This window comes from Agrobacterium vitis (assembly GCF_037039395.1).
GTDB lineage: Bacteria > Pseudomonadota > Alphaproteobacteria > Rhizobiales > Rhizobiaceae > Allorhizobium > Allorhizobium vitis_E.
This window is the reverse complement of the sequence record NZ_CP146244.1, coordinates 114,872-134,003: the sequence shown is the minus strand read 5'-3', so window position 1 is coordinate 134,003 and position 19,132 is coordinate 114,872. Positions and strand designations below refer to the sequence as shown.

The window sequence follows — 19,132 nt, the reverse complement described above, 5'->3', positions numbered from 1 at the left end:
ATGCCCAGGGGGCACGCAAGGAGGGTCAGTGATGGCAAGTGTGCATGAAAAGCTCGAGCGGGTTCGCAAGCCCAGGGTCCACATCAAATACGAGGTGGAAACCGAAGGTGCGATGGTGGTCAAGGAACTGCCCTTCGTGGTGGGTGTGCTCGGCGATTTCTCCGGCAACCCGACCCAGCCGCTGAAGCCGTTCAACGAGCGGAAATTCGTCCAGATCGACCGGGACAATTTCGACGATGTGATGCGCCGCATGACGCCGGGCCTGAATATCCAGGTGAAGAACACGATCGACAATGACGGCACCGACATCGGCGTCAATCTGAAGTTCGAAAGCATGGACGATTTCCTGCCGGGATCGGTGGTGCAGCAGGTTCCGGCGCTGAAAGCGCTTCTGGATGCCCGCAACGAATTGCGCGACCTGCTCAGCAAGGCGGACCGTTCCGAAGATCTCGAACGGCTTCTCGAAGACATTCTGCAAAACCGAGGTGATCTTTCAAAACTCGTCGCCGAGCTGAAAGACCGGCCAGACAGCAACGGCCAGGGCTGACACCAGCCGGTCCAACCGAAAACTCTTTGACTGGCGGCCCTTGTGTGACGCCGCTTTGAAAGGATTGAAGAGATGAGCGCCGAAAGCGTTTTGAAGTCGAATGAAACGACCGCCGCCACCGAAGAACAGGGGCTGTTGTCGAAGGTCGTTGCCGCCACCCGTCAGACGGAGCCGGACCGCGCCCGCAACCTCTTGAGCACCCTGACGGATCAGGCGCTGAAAGGTACGGTCAAATACGACCGCAACCTGACGGTTACCTTGAACAATGCCATTGCTGAGCTGGACAAGGTGATCTCCACCCAGCTCGCCGCCATCATGCAATCGCCGGAATTTACCAAGCTGGAAGGCAGCTGGCGGGGGCTGAATTATCTGGTCAAGAATTCTGAAACCAGCGTCAACCTGAAAATCCGGGTGCTGAACGCCTCCAAGCGCGAACTGTCGAAAGACTTGGCCAAAGCAGTCGAATTCGATCAGTCGCGGCTGTTCAAGTCGATTTACGAAGACGAATTCGGCACGCCCGGTGGTGAACCGATGGGTGCTGTCGTCGGCGATTTCGAATTCGATAATTCCTTCGAGGACGTCCAATTGCTTCAGGGCGTCTCCTCGATTGCCGCCGCAGCCTTCGCGCCGTTCATTTCGGCGGCTAGCCCACGGATGTTCGGCTTTGACGATTTCCGGGAATTGTCGCGGCCCCGCGATCTCGAAAAAATCTTCGAGACGGTGGAATATGCCAAATGGCGCAGCTTCCGCGAAAGCGACGACTCGCGCTTCGTCACGCTGGCCCTTCCACGGGTATTGGCGCGCATGCCCTATAGCCCGAAAACCAGCCAGATCGACGAGTTCGGTTTTGATGAGACCCTGGGCGAGACCAGCGGAGAGCTGCATCACGACAGCTATTGCTGGATGAATGCCGCCTATGTGATGGGGACGCGCCTCACCGAAGCGTTTGCGAAGAACGGCTGGTGCACCGCCATCCGGGGCGCAGAAAACGGCGGCAAGGTGGAAAACCTGCCCATGCATGTGTTCTCCAGCGATGATGGCGATCTCGACCTGAAATGCCCGACCGAAGTCGGCATTACCGACCGTCGCGATGCCGAACTGGGCAAGCTCGGCTTCCTGCCGCTCTGCCACTACAAGAACACCGATTACGCCGTGTTCTTCGGTGCGCAGACCGCCCATAAGCCGAAGCTCTACGACAAGCCCGAGGCGACGGCCAATGCCGCCGTGTCCGCCCGCCTGCCCTATATGATGGCGACCTCACGGTTCGCCCATTATCTGAAGGTCATGGGACGCGACAAGATCGGCTCCTTCATGGAAGCAGACGATTGCGAGGTCTGGCTCAACCGCTGGATCTCCAATTACGTCAATGCCAATGACGATGCAGGCGAAGATTCGCGCGCAAAATATCCGCTGCGCGATGCCAAGGTGACAGTCCAGGAAATCCCCGGCAAACCGGGCTCCTACAATGCGGTCGCCTGGCTGCGTCCATGGTTGCAGATGGAAGAACTGACGACTTCGCTGCGCATGGTTGCCCGTATTCCATCGAAAAACTGATCCATCAGCAAAGGTCTGCGCGGATGTTTCGCGCAGACCTCTATCGTCAACGTCATCAGGCATGCGCGTCCACCGGGGGGTATTGTGAGGACATCGTCACGGATGCTGGCGGATCGGTTGATCGCGGAAATCGACGCGGTTTTGAACCGGCAGGTGAATGCAATTCTACATCATCCCGACTTCCAGGCGATGGAAGCGCGGTGGCTTGGCCTTGACTTGCTGGTCCGCGAAGCCGGGCGCAGCGCCGAGGTAAAGATCAAGCTGATCAGCGCCAGCTGGAAAGAATTGGCACGCAGCATGGAACGCGCCACCGATTTCGACCAGAGTCACCTGTTCGAACTGGTCTATAACCGCGAATTCGGCATGCCCGGCGGCGAGCCATTCGGGCTTCTGGTCGGCGATTATGATCTCTCTCCCGCCGCCATCGACGGCGCCGATACCGTCAGTACACTTGCGCGCCTTTCAACGGTAGCAGCAGCAGCCTTTTGTCCGTTCATAGCCGGTGCATCGCCGCAGGCCATCGGGCTTGAAACCTTCCGCGAACTGAACCGGGTCTCTGATTTTTCCTGGTTGCAGCAGGACAAGACGCGGCTGCGCTGGAACAGCTTGCGCGGCAGTGATGATACCCGGTTCCTGGGCCTGGTTGCACCGCGCGTGCTGATGCGTCCACCCCACAAGCCATTCTGGCGCAAGCGCAATGACGGTTTTCCGTTTCGTGAACATCTCGCCGAAACCGGGGAGACTTTGCTCTGGGGTAACGGCGCCTTCGCCTTTGCGGCGATTATTCTGCGCACCTTTATCGATTCCGGCTGGTTTGCCGACATGCGCGGCGTGACCCAGGACGAGATCGATGGCGGCATGCTGGCACCCTGGCAATTGCCCGGCCTCGATAGCGGCATGGAAAGCGAGGGCCTGTCCGCCCAGCCCCCCGTCGAGGTCAAGCTGACACGTTCCCAGGAATTGCAGCTATCCGATCTCGGCATCGTCCCCGTTGCCACGACCTATCTTTCATCATCCGCCATTTTCAACGCCAACCAGTCACTACACGCCCCCGGCCATTATTCCAGCGAAACCGCCCGGCAAAACGCCCGGCTGGCAGCCATGCTGCAATATGTGCTCTGCGCGTCACGCTTCTCGCATTATCTGAAGGTGATCATGCGCGACAATATTGGCCAGCTCAGCACCGCCAATGTCATTCAGCGGCGGCTGGAAGACTGGTTGTCCGGCTACACGCTGGGCAATGACGATGCGGATGTATCGCTTAGAAGCCGTTATCCACTGCGTTCAGCGGGCATTCGCGTGACGGAAATTCCTGGAAAACCCGGCGCATTTTCCTGCACGGTCAGATTGCAGCCGCATTTCCAGCTCGATGATATCTCCACCAGTTTTCATCTTGTCGCCGAAACCTCGGGCGCTGCCGCGATGGGCGCTAGCGCCGGGCAGACGGAACCGAAAAGGATAGTTGCATGAGTACCGCTTCCCGCCGCATTGCCAGCCTGCTCGATGATGCAGATCTTGCCCAGGCCATGGATGCCGTCAAAGCCGAATTGAAAACGGCGGCCAGCGACCATGACCTGCGCCATCTCTATATCGACCTGCTGATTCTGGCTGGCGATTATGAAAAGGCCGATAGCCAATGCGAACTGGCCGTCCGCTTCCAGCCGCAGGATGCCGTCGGCTTTTCACTGCTGCGCCAGCAGATCCGCGGGATGGCAGCCCGCAAAGCCTGGTTTGAAACCGGTGCCCTGCCGGATTTCCCTGGTGGCCCCACCGCCAGCGACCAGATTGCGTTAAAGCTCAACCTGGCCCTGAAGGAAGGAACGGCAAGCGATGCCGTGGCGCTGCTTGCCGAACTGGAAGAGAGGCGGGGCACTGTGCCGATGCTGTGGAATGGCGCCTCCGTTGCCGATATCCGCGATCTCGACGACCGTATCCCCCATGCGCTTGAAGTGCTGACCACCGGCGGCGCCTATCTCTGGGTGGATTTTTCAAGGATCGCTGCGGTTACCCCGCAACCGATCCGCCGCCCCCGGGACACAGCCTTCCGCCCGGCGGAACTGACCCTGGAAAGCGGCGCCGAGGCCAGCGTGCTTCTCCCGGCCATTTATTACGGTGCCGATTCCAGCCCTGCCCTGCAACTCGGCCATCAGACCGAGTGGGTGGACGCGGTGGACGGGATCGTCACCGGTCTTGGCCAGCGATGCCTGCTGGCGGGCGACGAACTGGTGTCGTTCCATGATCTTGAAAGCTTGCAATCGGATGCGGCCGGCGAAAGGCAGGCTGCCCATGGTTGATCCATTACAGCGGTTTCGTGCCTCTGAACGGGTATTGAACCGATCCGTGCTTGACCGATTGCTGGACGATACGCCGGACATGGACAGTGATCCGCAAACCAGCGTCAGTGAACAGGTGCGGGAGATGCGCGAAGTGATCCGCCGCGACCTGGAAGCGCTGTTGAACACCCGCCGCTGCCCGCAAGCGCCGCCGGATGGCCTTGGCGAATTGCAGGACGCGCTGGTCTCATACGGCGTCGATGGTATTCTTTCGGCCAATCTTTCCACCGACGAATCCAAACTTCGGCTGGCAAGACTGGTGGAACGGCGCATTGCGCTGTTTGAGACCCGCCTCGCCGACGTCAAGGTCACGATCCTCAAAGGCAATACAGAGGGCGACCGTGCCTTGCGGATGCGCATCAACGGTGCGTTCCGTCTTTATGACGGGATGCCGCCGGTCAGTTTCGAATCCCGCATTGACCCCTCCACCCAGGCTTTCCGCATCGAGGCGTCGAATGGCTGAGACCTTTCTGGAACGCTATAATGACGAATTGTTCGCGCTGCGCAGGCGCGCGGAAAAATTCGCCCGCGCCTTCCCGAAAATTGCCGGGCGGTTGCGTCTGTCGGGTGATGTGGCCGACGATCCGCATGTGGAGCGGATTATTCAGAGTTTCGCCTATTCCGCCGCCCGGGTTCGCCAGAAACTGGACGATGAGTTTCCGGAACTGACCGACAGCCTGCTGGAAACCCTCTATCCGCATTATCTGGCACCGGTGCCCCCGATGAGCATCGTGCAATTTGCGCCCGGCGCAACGCTGGCCGGCATGCAATTGCTGCCACGCCATACCGACATCGTCACCGAGCCGGTCGGCGGCGATCCATGCCAGTTTCGCACCACGCAGGATGTGGAAATTGTCCCGATGACGGTCAACGCTGCCAGCCTGACCGGCTTGCCGCTCGATGCGCCAGCGGCACCCTTTGCAGGTGCGGCTGGCGTGTTGCGTCTGTCCCTGCGCTCCACCGCACCCAAGCAGGACAGCATGGCCGGGCTTGGCGTCAAGCGCCTTACTTTTTTCATTGCGTCCGCATGGGCGCAGGCCGCCGCCCTGTTCGAGCTTCTGGCCAATCACTGCATCGGCATGGCACTGGCACGCCATTCGGAGGATCGCAACGCGGTCTTTTTGCCAGCGGAAAATCTGCGCCCGCTGGGGTTTGCGCCGGAGCAGGCGATGCTTCCAACGGCACCGGGCAGTTTTGCCGGATACCGGCTGCTGACCGAATTTTTCACCTTGCCGCAGAAATTCCTGTTCCTGGAAGTATCCGGCATGGATCGCTGGCAGGGCGATGATGTCGAGCTTTACATCTATCTGGACAGCAGCGACGCCCGTCTGGAGCGGATGATTTCCGCCAGCGACATCGCCCTCAATGCCACCCCGGTTATCAATTTGTTCCGACAAAGCTCGGAACCGCTGACACTGGATGGCAGCCGCACGGAATATTCGCTGCTGCCCGACAGCCGCCGCCAAACCACCCGGGAAATCTACATGGTCGAACAGGTCCGGCTTTCGGCGCCTTCCGGCGAAGAACAGGATGCCCGACCGTTTTTCGGAAGCAGCCAGCGTGGCGCCAATAGCAGTGTGTTCTGGCAGGCGGTTCGCCGGTTCGATGAGGATGACGGATCATCGGACACCCAGATCGCCTTCGTTGATCGCAATCGCGGCCCGCTTGAGCCGACCGGGCTGACGGCCAGCGTCGAAACCCTGTGCCTGAATCGTGATCTGGCCAGCCAATTGCCTTTCGGTGGCGGCCATCCACACCTCCAATTGGTCAAGCGCAGTGAAAGCGTGGCCGAGATTAAGGCGCTTTTACCGCCAACGCCCGCCATTCGTATCCATGAAAAGCTGGCGCGCCAGTGGCGGCTGGTCTCCCATCTTCTGCTCAACCATCTGTCGCTGTTCGACAATGACGGTTCGGCGCTAAAGGATATTCTATCGCTCTATGCGCTGCGCGATGCACCGGAAACGCGTCAGCTCGTTGAGGCCATCAGCCGTGTCGAGGCCAAGCACGCACTCGCCCGGCTTGGCCCCGCCATGGTGCCAGGCACGGATGTCACTATCGAATTTGACCCGGCTATGATCGACCGGGCAGCCGCCTTCATCTTCGGCAGCATCATTGATCATTTCTGCGGGCTCTATACCTCGGTCAACAGTTTCACCCGGCTGACCCTGACCATGCGCGGCCAGTCCGAGCCAATTGTCCGCTGGCCCGCCCGGGCCGCCGAGCGGCCTTTGCTGTAGGGGTGGCGATGAATATCCAGATCAAACCCAATGAGGATAAGCTGGCCCGCCTGCTGGAGCAGGACCCCGGTCATTTTGAACCGACCACGGCATTTCGGTTGGCACAGCACCTGTCGGCGGGAACGGAGCTGGAGGTCGGTCCCCATTCCGGCATTCAGCCAGCCCCCCTTGCCGTAAGCGGTTTTCGCCGCAAGTTGCAGGGCAATGTCGTCAAATCCGCTTTTGCGCCGCTGGTCGGGCCACTCGGCGCACTGCCGCCGGAATATAACGAATTGCTGCTGCGCGAAGAGCGCCGCCGTTCCCGCGCCTTGATCAGCTTTCTCAACCTGTTTGCCATCCGGTTTTCGGAACTGTTCGTGGCGGCCTGCGAGAAATACCGGTTGGCGCGGCGGCTGCGCTGGAGTGCCACCAAGGAACAAAACACCTTCCGTAAGGTGCTGCTATCCCTGACCGGCTTCGGCACCGCCGGACTGGTCGAAAAAGCCGGCGTCAATGAAGATGTAATCCTGCGGTTTTCCGGTTTTTTTGCCGACCGTACCCGCAATGTCGCCAGTCTTCGAGCCATGCTGGAGGAATTTACTGGCATGGCGGTGGCGATTGAGCAGTTCCGCCCGCGCTGGGTCTCCATTCCATCCGCCGAATTGAGCCAGATGGGCAAGGGGTCAGGGCCAAGGCTTGGCGTCAATGCCATGGCGGGTGCATCCGTCATGGACCGGAGTGGAGCACTGAGGCTGGTCATCGGTCCGGTTGGCTATGACGATTATATCAGCCTGTCACCCGGCAAGCCGCGTCTTGCGGAAATTTTCGCCCTCACCCGCCTGTTTATCGGCAACGGCTTCGATATCGATGCCCAGGTCGTGCTGAAAAAAGAGGACATTCCTTTTTGTCAGATTGGGTCTGCGACCATGCCCGCCCGGCTTGGCTGGAACAGCTGGGCGCGGCTGGCCCCGGCAAGCAGTGACAGCCGCGATGCCGTGGTCACCGAATATCAGGCCATGCCGCAGGGAGGCCGGGCATGAAGCTGGAACTTCGCCCCGAAAAGCTAGTCACCAAAGGCCAGACCACCTGGACACTGGACTATGGCCGCCGCACCATTGGCCGCGCCCCTGCCTGCGATTGGCAAGTGACGGACAATGAATGCCGCGTCTCCAAACTGCATTGCACCATCAGCCGGGACCGGGACGGTTATATCCTGAGCGACCAGAGCGCCAATGGCACATTGGTCGATGGCAAACTGCTGCTGGAAGGCGATACGATCCGGCTCAAGCACGGCGCCAGCATCGATGTGCGCGGCTATCGCTTCACCGTTTCGATCACCGGCGAGGCGGCGCCTGAGGCGGTCGATCCCGATCCCACCATGCCGCTTAGCAGTGAGACGCTGACGATTTCATCGATTCTTGCCGATATCGCCCCGAATGGCACCACCGCTCGCGGCCTTCTGGGAGACCGGCAGGTGGAGGAACCGTGGAAGCAACCTCGGCCCTCAGAGCGAGGCATGTCTGGAGGAGCCACACAATCTGACCGTCGGGCGGACAAGGAAAAGAGCTTTACCCGTCATGTCGATATCGGCTGGAGCGGTCCGCCGCAGACCGACGGCATGAAGCCCGTCTTGCCGGACAATTGGTTCGATGAGGATGCCGGTGGAAGCGCCATGGAACATCTGGCCGCGCCGAAAACCTTCGTGACCATCGCGCCACCCGTTCGCCGTCCGCCACAGGACTTGCCCCCTTCCCAGGAGGAGCGGTCAAAACCGCAGGACGAATTTGACGCCGTGTTCGCCGATCCCGAGGATCAGGAGCCGGATACGCGACAGAGCCCATCGGCTTCAGATTTGCAAGCGGAGCGGATGATGGCGGCGCTCGCCCGCGCCCAGGAGGCGCTGGCTGAAAGCATCGCGGCCTTCGACCTGCCGGGTAATGCTGTGCCTGACCTGTCGCCCAGCGGCGGAACCGATCTTGCCGCCCGGCTTGAAGCCTTTGCCGGACAGCAGGAGGCCTTTACTGCGATTTTGCAAACCATGATGCAGGCGGCGGGCCGCTCGCTGGACCCCCGTCTGCTGGAGGCCAAGGTGGACGCCAACATGCCGATGCGGCTGCCGTTTCTTGCCGAGCGCGACTACTGGGCGGCCTATCGGCAATTGTTTCAGGCCGAGGGCCGCATTCTTTCATTCAGGGATTTCATGCGTCGCGCCGCCATGGGCGAACAGGCCGAAGAGCCTGCCGCACCGGTTCAGGCCGACAGAATAATGGGGGTTGAAACATCAAATGAGACATGAAAACCGGGTTGCCTGGACCGAAGGCATGTTCCTTCGCGTCCAACATTTCCAGCAGTCCGACCGCTGGACGGAGCGTCTGGTTCGCTCGGTGGCGCGCAGCCTTACGCCTTATCCCTGGGGCATTCTGGAGATCGGCCTCGACCGCAGCGCCCTAGCCATCGGCCAGTTTGCGCTATCGGGGCTGCGTGGCATGTTGCCGGATGGCACGCCCTTTGATGCGCCAGAGGATACCGACCTGCCCGCCGCCCTGGAGCTGGACGAATCCGTCAAGAACGCGGTGATCTATCTGGCCCTGCCCGCCCGCCAGCCCGGCAAGGCGGACATGGCTCAGACCGGCACCTCGGCGGTCAACAGCGTGCGGCTTGTTGCTTCACCCTATGAAGCGCCTGATGCCAATGTGGAAACCGATTTCCTGGCGCCCATCGATGTCGGCCGTCTGAACCTGAAACTGTTGAAGACCGGCGACGATCTGGCTGGTTATGAACTGCTGGGGCTTGCCCGCGTGGTCGAGGTGCGCTCCGACAAGGCTGTTCTCCTCGACCCGGATTTCATTCCAGCCAGCCTGAACTGCACGGCATCCTCAAGGCTGCATGAATTGATGACCGAATTGCTGGGCATCGTCCGGCACCGGGCGGAAGCAATTGCCGAACGGATCGGCGATCCAACCATTCGCGGCACCGCTGAAGTCGGCGATTACTTCCTGTTGCAGATCCTCAACCGCGCCGATCCGCTGCTGAAACACGCCCTGGCCAATGCCACACGCCTGCATCCCATGCAGTTTTACGAGCAATGCATCCAGCTCGCCGGTGAGCTCGCCACATTTACCATGGAGAGCAAGCGGGCGACGGATTTTCCGGCCTATCGCCATGACGACCTGAAGGCGACGTTCGGCGCCGTATTCGAGGATTTGCGTACCTCGCTATCCTCGGTGCTGGCGCAATCGGCTGTTGCCATCGAGCTGGTGGAGCGCCGCCACGGCGTTCGGGTCGGCACGATCAACGACCGCAGCCTGCTGCGCGATGCCGGTTTTGTGCTGGCAGTGCGGGCAGACATGTCGGCGGAAGACGTGCGCCGCACCCTTCCCGCTCGCATCAAGGTCGGACCGGTGGAGCGGATTGCCGAACTGGTCAATGTCGCGCTGCCGGGCATTCCGGTGCGCCCGCTGCCCGTTCTGCCACGCCAGCTGCCTTACCGGGCCGGGACCATCTATTTCGAGCTGGATACCAAAACGCCGCTCTGGAAACAGCTTGAAACATCCGGAGCGATTGCCCTGCACCTGGCAGGCGACTTCCCTGGTCTTGAACTCGAAATGTGGGCCTTGAGAGAATGAGCAACGAACGGCCTCCTTCCTGGCAGGATCTGCCGACCGTGGTGGAAGTCACGGAGGAAAAACGCCTCCAGGACGACAACGCCCGTAAGGTCGCCGACCTGCTCGACGGCGAAGCATTGCAACCGGCACCCGCCGATGGCGTGGCGCGGATGCCCGTTGCGCATCTGATCGACAATTTCCGCTTCGGCAGCAGCGAAATGCCGGTGCTGGTGCGCTCCGCAGCACCGCTTCTCAACCTTGCGCATGCGCTGCGCTACCGCTCCGAACAGCCGGATATCGAGGAACTGCGCCAGGTCTGCATCAACGCGGTCAACCGCTATGAGCGGGACCTCGCCAGCGCCCGTATCAGCCCCGAACGGGCGCGCGCCGCCCATTATGTCGTCTGCGCCACCATCGACGATGTGGTTCTGTCCACACCCTGGGGTGTGCGGGCCGGATGGGCGCGCTCGGGCCTGGTCTCCACCTTCCACAATGACGTGACGGGCGGCGACCGGGTGTTCGATATTCTCGATCATTTCCATCAATCGCCTGGGTCTGCCAAGGATCTGCTGCTGCTGATCTACCTGTCCCTGTCACTGGCGTTCGAAGGCCGCACCCGTGTTTCCTCCAAGGGACTGCTTGAGCTTTCCCGTATTCGCGACAGTCTCTACAAAACACTTCTGGGCCAATATGGCGTGTTTGAACGAGAGCTTTCGCCCCACTGGCAGGGCGTCCATGCCCGCCACAAGCCGCTTCGCACCATGGCCGCGCTGTGGACCGTGCTGTCGCTGCTGGCTCTGGCGCTTGGGCTTGGCTACCTGTTTTTCACCCTGACCCTGAACGACAGTTCCGACCGAACTTTTGAGCGGCTGGCTGGGCTTGGTCCACATGAAGCGCCGGGCGTGATGATCACGGTTCCCGTGCCGGAACAACAGACCCAGCAAACGGTTGCACCACAAGAGCCGGAACCGCAGCCGGTCAAGCCCCCGGCACCGCCGCCGCCAAGCCGCCTGAAAAACCTCATTACCTTCCTTCAGCCGGAAGTCGAAAAGAAACTGGTCTCGCTGTCTGACGCCAATGGACGGCTGCGTGTTCGCATCAACAATTCCGGCCTGTTCGACACCGGCAGCGCCGATGTGAAGGGCCAGTTCCGCGATCTGCTGCAACGCATCGGCGGAGCGCTGGCAGCGGAAAAATTCAGGGCGGTCGTGATCGGTTATACGGATAATGTGCCGATCAAGACCGTGCAGTTTCCGTCCAACTGGCACCTGTCGGAAGCTCGCGCCAAGGCAGTTGGCGAAATCCTTTCCAGCTTTACCGGACCGGATGCCATTCTGACCGAAGGCCGCGCCGATAGCGATCCGATCGCCGGTAACGACACGCCGGAAGGCCGTGAAATGAACCGGCGCACGGAAATCCTTGTTCTGACCAATCCTGACGAGAAAATCACCGATGCCGGTATCCTGACCCCGCCCGTCGAAAGCATCGACAACGGTCAAAATAATCAAGTGCCGAACGCAGATATAAAGACGCAGCAGGGGGCCAAGCCGTGATCAATCCACTCAGCTGGTTTTACACCATACGCTCCTATGTCGATTCCTACGCGGGTGTCGTGGGGCGGCGCTTTATCTCGCTGATCTGGGTCATGGCCCTTTGTGTGCTGATCTGGTTCTACGGCTATCTGGCTGCCTTCGGCAGTTTCAAACCACTCGCCAGCGTTTCCGCCCGCATCTGGACCATGGTGGCGATCTTCGCCATCTGGGCGGCCTATATGATCGTCACCATGGTGCGCGACAAGCGCCAGGACAAGGAACTGGTCGACAGTATCGAGGCGCAGGCGCTGGCCAATCAGCAGGCCGAGGTCAGCGAAATCAGCAACCGGCTGCAAGAAGCGCTGGCCTTGCTGCGGCGGATTACCAAGAAGCGCTTCGGCTATATCTATGAACTGCCCTGGTATGTGATTTTCGGTGCGCCCGGCTCCGGCAAGACGACGGCGCTGACCAATTCCGGCCTGCAATTTCCGCTTGGCGACGCGCTTGGCAGTGATGCCGTCAAAGGCATCGGCGGCACGCGCAATTGCAATTGGTGGTTTGCCGATCAGGCGATCATGATCGACACCGCCGGTCGCTATACGACCCAGGATGACCTCGATGGATCATCCAAAGCCGGATGGGAAGGGTTTCTTGGCCTGCTGCGCCGTTATCGCCGTTCGCAGCCGGTCAATGGCGCGCTTCTCACACTGTCCATCGGCGACCTGTTGACCCGTGACCCGGAAGCCCAGCGCGAAGAACTGCGGGCGATCCGCAAGCGGCTGGCTGAACTGGACGACCATCTGGGCGCCCGCGTTCCTGTCTATATCCTGCTGACCAAGGCCGATCTTCTCACCGGCTTCGTGGAATTCTACGATAGTTTCAACAAAAGCGACCGCGAACAGGTCTGGGGTACGACCTTCAGCCTGGAGGAGAGCTACGGCGCAAAGACATTGCCGGAGCGCTTTGCCGAGGAATTCGCCCTGTTGCAACAGCGCGTCGATGCCATGCTGATCGAGCGGCTGCAACAGGAACAAAGTGCCGATATCCGCGGCCGGATTTTCCGTTTTCCGGCCGAGCTGGCCAGTTTGCAGGAAAAGCTCGGTGAGGCGATCAGCGAGCTTTGCACCGGCTCGTCACTGGTCGAGGCACCGCTGATCCGTGGCATTTACTTCGTCTCAGCTACGCAGCCGGAAGAAAACCTTACCCGCACCAATGCCAACCGGGCGCGGCGCAGCTATTTCCTGCCGAAGCTGTTCAGCGAGGTTATTTTCAACGAGGCCGCCCTGGTTGCCCGCGACAAGCGCCTTTCCTCTCGCCAGGTTCTGCTGCGCCAGGCCGTCTGGGGGCTGGCGGTGGCGGCGGTGGTCATTGTGTTTGCCGGCTGGACCATGACGTTTTTCCAGAACCGGGCAGCTCTCGCCCAGGCCGAAGAACATCTGAACGCCTATGACAAGCTGATCCAGGATGTGCCAGTGCGCAATGTGTCGGATGCGGATTTTCTGCGCATCCTGCCTGCGCTGGACAATCTGCGAGCCGTGACGACCGGCTTTGACAACCGCTATGTCTGGGCTGCGAGTTTTGGCCTCAGCCAGCGCGACAAGATTGCCGGTCGCCAGCGCGACGCCTATCAGCGCGCGCTGAACAGCCTTTTGCTGCCCCGGATGCTGGTGCAATTGCAAAAGGACCTGACCGGCGAAAGCGACGTCACGCGAACCTTCAATTCGCTGAAACTCTATGAAATGCTGGGCGGTCTGGGGCGGCTCGACCGGGAATTCGTCTCGGCCCAGGCAAACCAGATGTTCAACGCCCTTTATCCGGGCGAAGGCCGGACCGCGGCGCGCAGAGCACTGATTCAGCATGCCAGTGCCATGGCCGCAGGTGTATTACCACCGGTCGAAATCGACAGACGGCTCATCGAAAAAGCCCGCAACACCATCCGCAACCAAACGGTTGCCGAACGGGCTTTCGACATCCTGGCCGGATCGAAACAAGCACAGGCTTTGATGCCCTGGCAGCCATCGCTTGCCTTTGGTGCACTGGGTGAAAAAGCCTTCATCCGCAAGTCCGGCGCGCCGCTGACGGAAGGGGTCGAGGGATTGTTTACCGCGACCGGCTACCGCAGTGTCGTCCTGCCGCATATTGCCGATGCAGCCCGCGAAGCCCTTCAAGAAGAATGGGTGCGCGGCTCCAATGCGCAATTGCGCGGCCAGACGCTGGAATCGGTGGCCCAGGCGGCCTTGCAGATCTATTACGACCGGCTTGAACAGCGTTGGACCTCCGTGCTGGGGGATCTCGCCGTCAGGCCGTCGCAAAACCTTGGTGATGCGGTGGAAACCACGCGCATCCTTTCCAATGACCGCAATATCGTCGCCCAGGCCGCCCGCTCGATTGCCGATGCGACGGATCTGCGCCCGAAGGGTGACACGGCGGGCATGACCACGCTGGTATCATCCGCCAGTGGTGACACGGTGGCCGCCATGTTGGCATCCTCCATGGCCGCTCCTGATCCCTACAGCCGCTTGCGCGAGGCGCTGGATACGCCTGCCGCAGACGATAGCCGCAAGGCCACGACAGGCAATCAGGACAAGCCTGCCTCGCAGGTGGATGCGATATTGCCTGTCATCACCGCCCTTCATGATCAACTGGCCCGCTCGGTCACGTCCTCAGCGGAAGTAGCGAAAGTGTTCGATGTCGATAGCCAGCTGACACGGGCCAATCAGGACCTGCTCCAGGATGCCCGCCGCCTGCCGGGGCCGCTGGATGGCTGGATGGCCGGACTTGCCGCCGATACCGGCTCACTTGCCGTGAAATCGGCCCGCAGCCGGATTGGCGACCTGTGGTCGAGCGAAGGGGCAGGCCTGTGCAGCTCCATCGTCACGGGCCGCTATCCCTTCGACCGCGCCTCCAGCCGCGACGTCGCCATGAACGACTTCATCCGGCTTTTTGGACCGAAGGGCCTGTTCCAGACCTTCTTCAAGCAACGCATGGAGCCCTTCGTCGATCAGTCTATCTCCCCCTGGGGCTGGAAAGGCACCTTTGGTGCGGCGGGCATTCCCAGCGAGGGCATTGCCGAGTTTGAAAGGGCCGACCAGATCTTCCGCGCCTTCTTCCCGAATGGCAGCGAGACACCGGCGATTGCCATCAATGTCAAACCGGTGTCGCTTGGTGAGACCTCGACGGCGGTGATGCTGGAAATCCAGGGCGAACGGGTGGTGTATTTCCACGGCCCGGTTCAGGCGAAAACCATAACCTGGCCATCGAAAGAGGCCGCCAGCATGTCACGCATCGCCTTCCAACCGGGCGGCTGGCAACAGGCGAAAACAGAAAATGGCGATTGGTCGCCTTTCCGCCTGTTTGACGATGCAAATATCCAAAACCAAGGCGACGATCTGTTTAGGGCGAAATTCACCAGCGATAACCAGGTGGCGGAGTTCGATGTGCAGTTTGGTTCGGTGTTGAATGCCTTCAGGCTGAAGGCGCTGTCCGAATTTACCTGCCCGACCCAGTTCTGATCTGCAATCGTAGCACCCGGCTTGATGGCCGGGTCCTACCTCCCTATCAAAGGCACCCCGGATCACTCCGCCGGGATGCATCCTGAGGAAGAGGCAAGCCATGGCATTGCGACCTGCCCAGACAGAAAAGCCCGCCGGTCAGGACCGGATCGGGTTTTTCGGCAAATTACCAAGCCATGGGGATTTCCTCTCGGAAGGCCTGGAACGGGAAATGGTCGCGACGCTCGATGGCTGGATCCGTGGCGGCTTGCATGCCTGTGAACAGGAATTCGGCGCGGCTTGGCCGGAGCTGTTCAGCGCCTCCCCCCTTGGCGGTTCATCGTCGAAAAAGGTGTCTGGGGCCAGGTGGCGCATGCTGGTGTCATGCTGGCCAGCCGTGATCGGGTCGGTCGCAGTTTTCCGCTGATCATCATGGCGCAGATGCACCGGTTCTCCCATCACCCCCGCACGCTATTTCTGGACCATACCTGGTTCATGGCCGCCGAAGGCCTGGCTGAATCGACGATGACGCGGGAATTTGACATCAACCGCTTCACTGACACCTTGAAGCGCATGCGTATGCCGCGTCCCCAGGAGGAGGAAGGCACCGCCTCAGCCAGCAAGGATGGCACCGCGCTCTGGTGGTATATCGACCCGCAGACCTCAAAACCGCAGGGACTGCGCTTTTCAAGCCAGATGAAAGCCGAGGACTTTCTGCGGCTTTTCCGGCAAAGTGCCGGTCTTATGTCCCGATCGCAAGACAACACCGCGACCGCGCCTGCCCCAGCCCGAGCCCCAGCGTCAGTCCCGACAACAGCCGACGCAAAATCTGTGCCTCAACGGGCCACTCCAAGCCCGGATAAGCCACCCAGAGACCCCAAAAAAGCTGAGCCGCAAACAGCAGGGCTACGTTACAGTTACGCCACCCATGCCGGTACGCGGTTTTCGATCAATGCGGACGGGCTATTCATCTGCGAAAAACCAAGGATTTTCGCCATTGCCGACGGCGTCGGAGATGACACCGCGTCGCAGGAAGCGGCACGTTATACCGCGGGCCAGTTGACCGAAATCGGTGAGACCGCCGATCTCGATACCATGCTGCAGGAAATCAAGGGCAAGCTTGGCCGGGCCAATAGCCTGCTGCAAGCCCGCGCGCAACGCACCGACGGAACCGCACCCGCCGCCAGTATAGTTGTCGCGGCTTTGGTGAATGATCAACTGCTGCTGGTTTGGGCGGGCGATGCCCGGGCCTATCTGCTGCGTGACGGTACCATGGTGCCGCTGACCCGCGACCATATTGCCATCGGCCTGCAAAAACGGCTGCGGCGTGGGGTGGGATTGGATCAGCAATTCTTGCCGGAAACCCTGACCACCGACATATTACCGGGTGATCGCCTGTTGTTATGCAGTTTTCCGCTGATCCAGGTTCTGACGGAGCGAACCGTTGCGGAAATTCTAGACCAATGCACCGATACCGAAAATGCCGAACGGTTGGTTCAGGAGGCTTTGATTGCCAATGTGCGCGAAAATGTAAGCGCTATCGTCGTTAGCCTGGCGCGAGCCGATGCCTCTGCCTGAGGGTTTCAGCGAAGTCGCCGCCCGTTTCAACGCCCTGATACAAGCGGTACGGGGGCATAGCGGGACACCCCGTAATGACGGGGAACAGCAGCTGGACACCTCTAAAAACCTCCCCATTTTCCGCGTTTCATGATTCAATCCGGCCAGTGTGATTTTCTGGGAGCGGATGATGCGTGGGCAACCGGGCTTTTGGGATTTGGATGATCGTTACGAACGGCTGAGTGCCGTCGGCGATCCGCTGGAGAAGCTCAACAGCATCATTCCATGGGCGATATTTGAAAAACCTTTAGCGAAGGCGCTGAAGCGGTCCGACGGATCGAAGGGTGGACGTCCACCATTTCCGTCGGTTCTGATGTTTAAAATCCTGGTGCTGCAAGCGCTTTATAATCTCTCCGACGACCAAGCGGAGTTTGTTATCCAGGACCGGCTGTCGTTTATGCGTTTCCTTGGCCTTTCCCTTTCGCAGAAGGTGCCGGATGCCAAGACGATCTGGCTGTTCCGAGAGAGTTTGGTGCGTGCAGGTGCCATTGATAATCTGTTTGCCCGTTTCGACAAGCATCTCTCACGTTCCGGATATCTGGCCAAAGGCGGGCAGATCGTTGACGCCACGATCATCCAGGCTCCCAAGCAACATAACAGCCAGGACGAGAAAGACGCGATCAAGGCCGGCGAAATCCCTGAGGACTGGAAGGATAAACCCGCCAGGCTGGCCCAGAAGGACCGCGACGCGCGATGGACAGTGAAGTATTCCAAGGCGAAACGGCCAACGGAGACGCCGACGTCGACGACGACTGGCCAGCACGATATTGCCATTCCAATGTTTGGTTACAAAAACCATGCAGGCATCGACCGAGCCCATGGCTTTATCCGGGGATGGACGGTGACGAGTGCGAGCGCCCATGACGGAGCCCAGCTTCGAAACGTAGTGACCAAAGACAATACCGCGTCGACGGTCTGGGCCGATACGGCCTATCGCTCCAAGACCAACGAGGAATGGTTGCAGGACAATGGCCTAAAGTCCGACATCCATCAGAAGAAGCCAAAGGGCAAACCCATGCCGGAGGCGATGTCGCGCGCCAACGGCCGTCGTTCGAAGGTCCGCTCCGCCATCGAACATGTCTTTGCGCGGCAGAAGGACAAGATGAAGCTCTTCGTGCGCACCATCGGAATCAGCCGAGCGAGGGTGAAGATCGGCATGGCCAATATCACCTACAACATGCTTCGCTATGTCTGGCTGACTGGAAAACCACGGACCGCATAACGCGCAGCTGGCCGGAAGGCCGAAATGCATGCCGCAGATGCGGCAATCATCACAAAAAATGGGCGATCATCCGCGCGAGTTCATCGCGGAAATACATCCACGGCACCATCTTGCCAACTGCGACCGGTAAATCGAGGTGTCCAGCTGCTGATCGACCAGTTGAGAAATGCTCTCGACCGACGGGCCGAAGCATTGGCTCCCTCGGACCCCGCCTTCATTGCAGGAACATTTGCCGTCGAAAACCTGCTTTACGAGGGTGACCATAGCCGCGTCCTCAAACTGCGTCACCGGGATTTGGGAACCGCTTATGTCCTGAAAACACTGCCAAAGGATGGGGCTTCGTCAGCCAGCCAGGCGGAACTGTTGATCCGTGAAGCCCGGATCGGCCTCGACCTGCACCACCCCCGCCTGGTTGGCACCTCAATACTGTTGCGACTGGCCGATGGCAGCCCAGGCCTCATCCAACCCTGGGCTGGGTATTCTCTGAGGGAGAGACTGGAGAAGGAGGGAGAAACCGGCCTCGACCTAGTGCAAATCATGCATGATCTGCTGACGGCACTCGCGGCTTTGCATGACCACGGTCTTGTCCACGGCGATGTTAGCCCAGGCAATATCATTCTCGATCAGCAACGGCGGATAGCAAGATTGGCCGACTTTGGGTTGACCATAGAATGCGATGCTAGCTGGGCCGATCTCGGTCTTGCAGAGGCTGGCTCCCCGGAATATCGCGCCCCGGAACAAAATGCTTCCAGCAAGGCATCGGCGGCAATGGATCTCTACGGCGCAGGCCGCGTGCTCTTACGAATGCTCGGCACAGTGCCGCTGGGCCAGAACGCCGATCTTGCGCAGCTCGCGGATCACCTCTGTAGCGTCGATCCTGTCAACAGGCCAAAGACTGCCAAAGAAGCCTTGACGAAACTGTCGCAGATAGAGGCAAAGAAATGATATCTAAGCGTAACGACGCTTACGCCTTCTCGCCCTCAAAGCATTGAAGACATCTCAAATCCATGAAGAA

Annotated in this window: 14 protein-coding genes and 1 pseudogene; all 15 read left to right on the top strand. The window is 60.1% G+C overall.

The window, feature by feature from the left end; genetic code table 11:
* Positions 1–31: 31 nt before the first annotated feature.
* Positions 32–547, top strand: a complete 516-nt coding sequence (tssB, locus tag V6582_RS22060) for a type VI secretion system contractile sheath small subunit (protein WP_156533526.1) — start codon at positions 32–34, stop codon at positions 545–547.
* 72 nt (positions 548–619) lie between these two features.
* Positions 620–2,101, top strand: a complete 1,482-nt coding sequence (tssC, locus tag V6582_RS22055; RefSeq protein WP_156632152.1) for a type VI secretion system contractile sheath large subunit — start codon at positions 620–622, stop codon at positions 2,099–2,101.
* Between the two features lie 42 nt (positions 2,102–2,143).
* A complete protein-coding gene (gene tssC, locus V6582_RS22050; protein ID WP_337739280.1) occupies positions 2,144–3,571 on the top strand; it encodes a type VI secretion system contractile sheath large subunit in 1,428 nt (475 codons plus the stop codon).
* A complete protein-coding gene (locus V6582_RS22045; protein WP_156632150.1) occupies positions 3,568–4,395 on the top strand; it encodes a type VI secretion system accessory protein TagJ in 828 nt (275 codons plus the stop codon). Before tssC (V6582_RS22050) ends, V6582_RS22045 begins: the two co-directional genes overlap by 4 nt.
* Positions 4,388–4,897, top strand: a complete 510-nt coding sequence (gene tssE / locus V6582_RS22040) for a type VI secretion system baseplate subunit TssE (RefSeq protein ID WP_060716185.1) — start codon at positions 4,388–4,390, stop codon at positions 4,895–4,897. The genes V6582_RS22045 and tssE overlap by 8 nt, the downstream gene beginning before the upstream one ends.
* Positions 4,890–6,671, top strand: a complete 1,782-nt coding sequence (gene tssF / locus V6582_RS22035) for a type VI secretion system baseplate subunit TssF (protein WP_156632149.1) — start codon at positions 4,890–4,892, stop codon at positions 6,669–6,671. The genes tssE and tssF overlap by 8 nt, the downstream gene beginning before the upstream one ends.
* 8 nt (positions 6,672–6,679) lie before the next feature.
* Positions 6,680–7,690, top strand: coding sequence for a type VI secretion system baseplate subunit TssG (gene tssG / locus V6582_RS22030; RefSeq protein ID WP_156632148.1), 1,011 nt, complete (start codon positions 6,680–6,682; stop codon positions 7,688–7,690).
* Complete coding sequence (locus V6582_RS22025) at positions 7,687–8,946, top strand: FHA domain-containing protein (RefSeq protein WP_156632147.1); 1,260 nt, start codon at positions 7,687–7,689, stop codon at positions 8,944–8,946. Before tssG ends, V6582_RS22025 begins: the two co-directional genes overlap by 4 nt.
* Positions 8,936–10,276 (top strand): type VI secretion system baseplate subunit TssK, encoded by a 1,341-nt coding sequence (gene tssK / locus V6582_RS22020; protein ID WP_070163230.1) that lies wholly within the window; start codon positions 8,936–8,938, stop codon positions 10,274–10,276. Before V6582_RS22025 ends, tssK begins: the two co-directional genes overlap by 11 nt.
* Positions 10,273–11,808, top strand: coding sequence for a type VI secretion system protein TssL, long form (gene tssL / locus V6582_RS22015; protein WP_156632146.1), 1,536 nt, complete (start codon positions 10,273–10,275; stop codon positions 11,806–11,808). The genes tssK and tssL overlap by 4 nt, the downstream gene beginning before the upstream one ends.
* Positions 11,808–15,299 (top strand): type VI secretion system membrane subunit TssM, encoded by a 3,492-nt coding sequence (gene tssM, locus V6582_RS22010; protein WP_337739279.1) that lies wholly within the window; start codon positions 11,808–11,810, stop codon positions 15,297–15,299. The genes tssL and tssM overlap by 1 nt, the downstream gene beginning before the upstream one ends.
* Positions 15,300–15,399: 100 nt before the next feature.
* Positions 15,400–15,794, top strand: a pseudogene (gene tagF, locus V6582_RS22005) (type VI secretion system-associated protein TagF); the annotation flags it as partial.
* Positions 15,774–16,856 (top strand): PP2C family protein-serine/threonine phosphatase, encoded by a 1,083-nt coding sequence (locus tag V6582_RS22000; RefSeq protein ID WP_432706324.1) that lies wholly within the window; start codon positions 15,774–15,776, stop codon positions 16,854–16,856. The pseudogene tagF and the gene V6582_RS22000, both read left to right, overlap by 21 nt.
* A gap of 169 nt (positions 16,857–17,025) precedes the next feature.
* Complete coding sequence (locus V6582_RS21995; protein WP_349508847.1) at positions 17,026–18,117, top strand: IS5 family transposase; 1,092 nt, start codon at positions 17,026–17,028, stop codon at positions 18,115–18,117.
* Positions 18,118–18,276: 159 nt separating this feature from the next.
* Positions 18,277–19,062 carry a protein kinase domain-containing protein gene (locus tag V6582_RS21990; protein WP_197434455.1) on the top strand — a complete coding sequence of 262 codons (786 nt, stop codon included), beginning with the start codon at positions 18,277–18,279 and terminating at the stop codon, positions 19,060–19,062.
* The last annotated feature ends 70 nt before the right edge of the window (positions 19,063–19,132 follow it).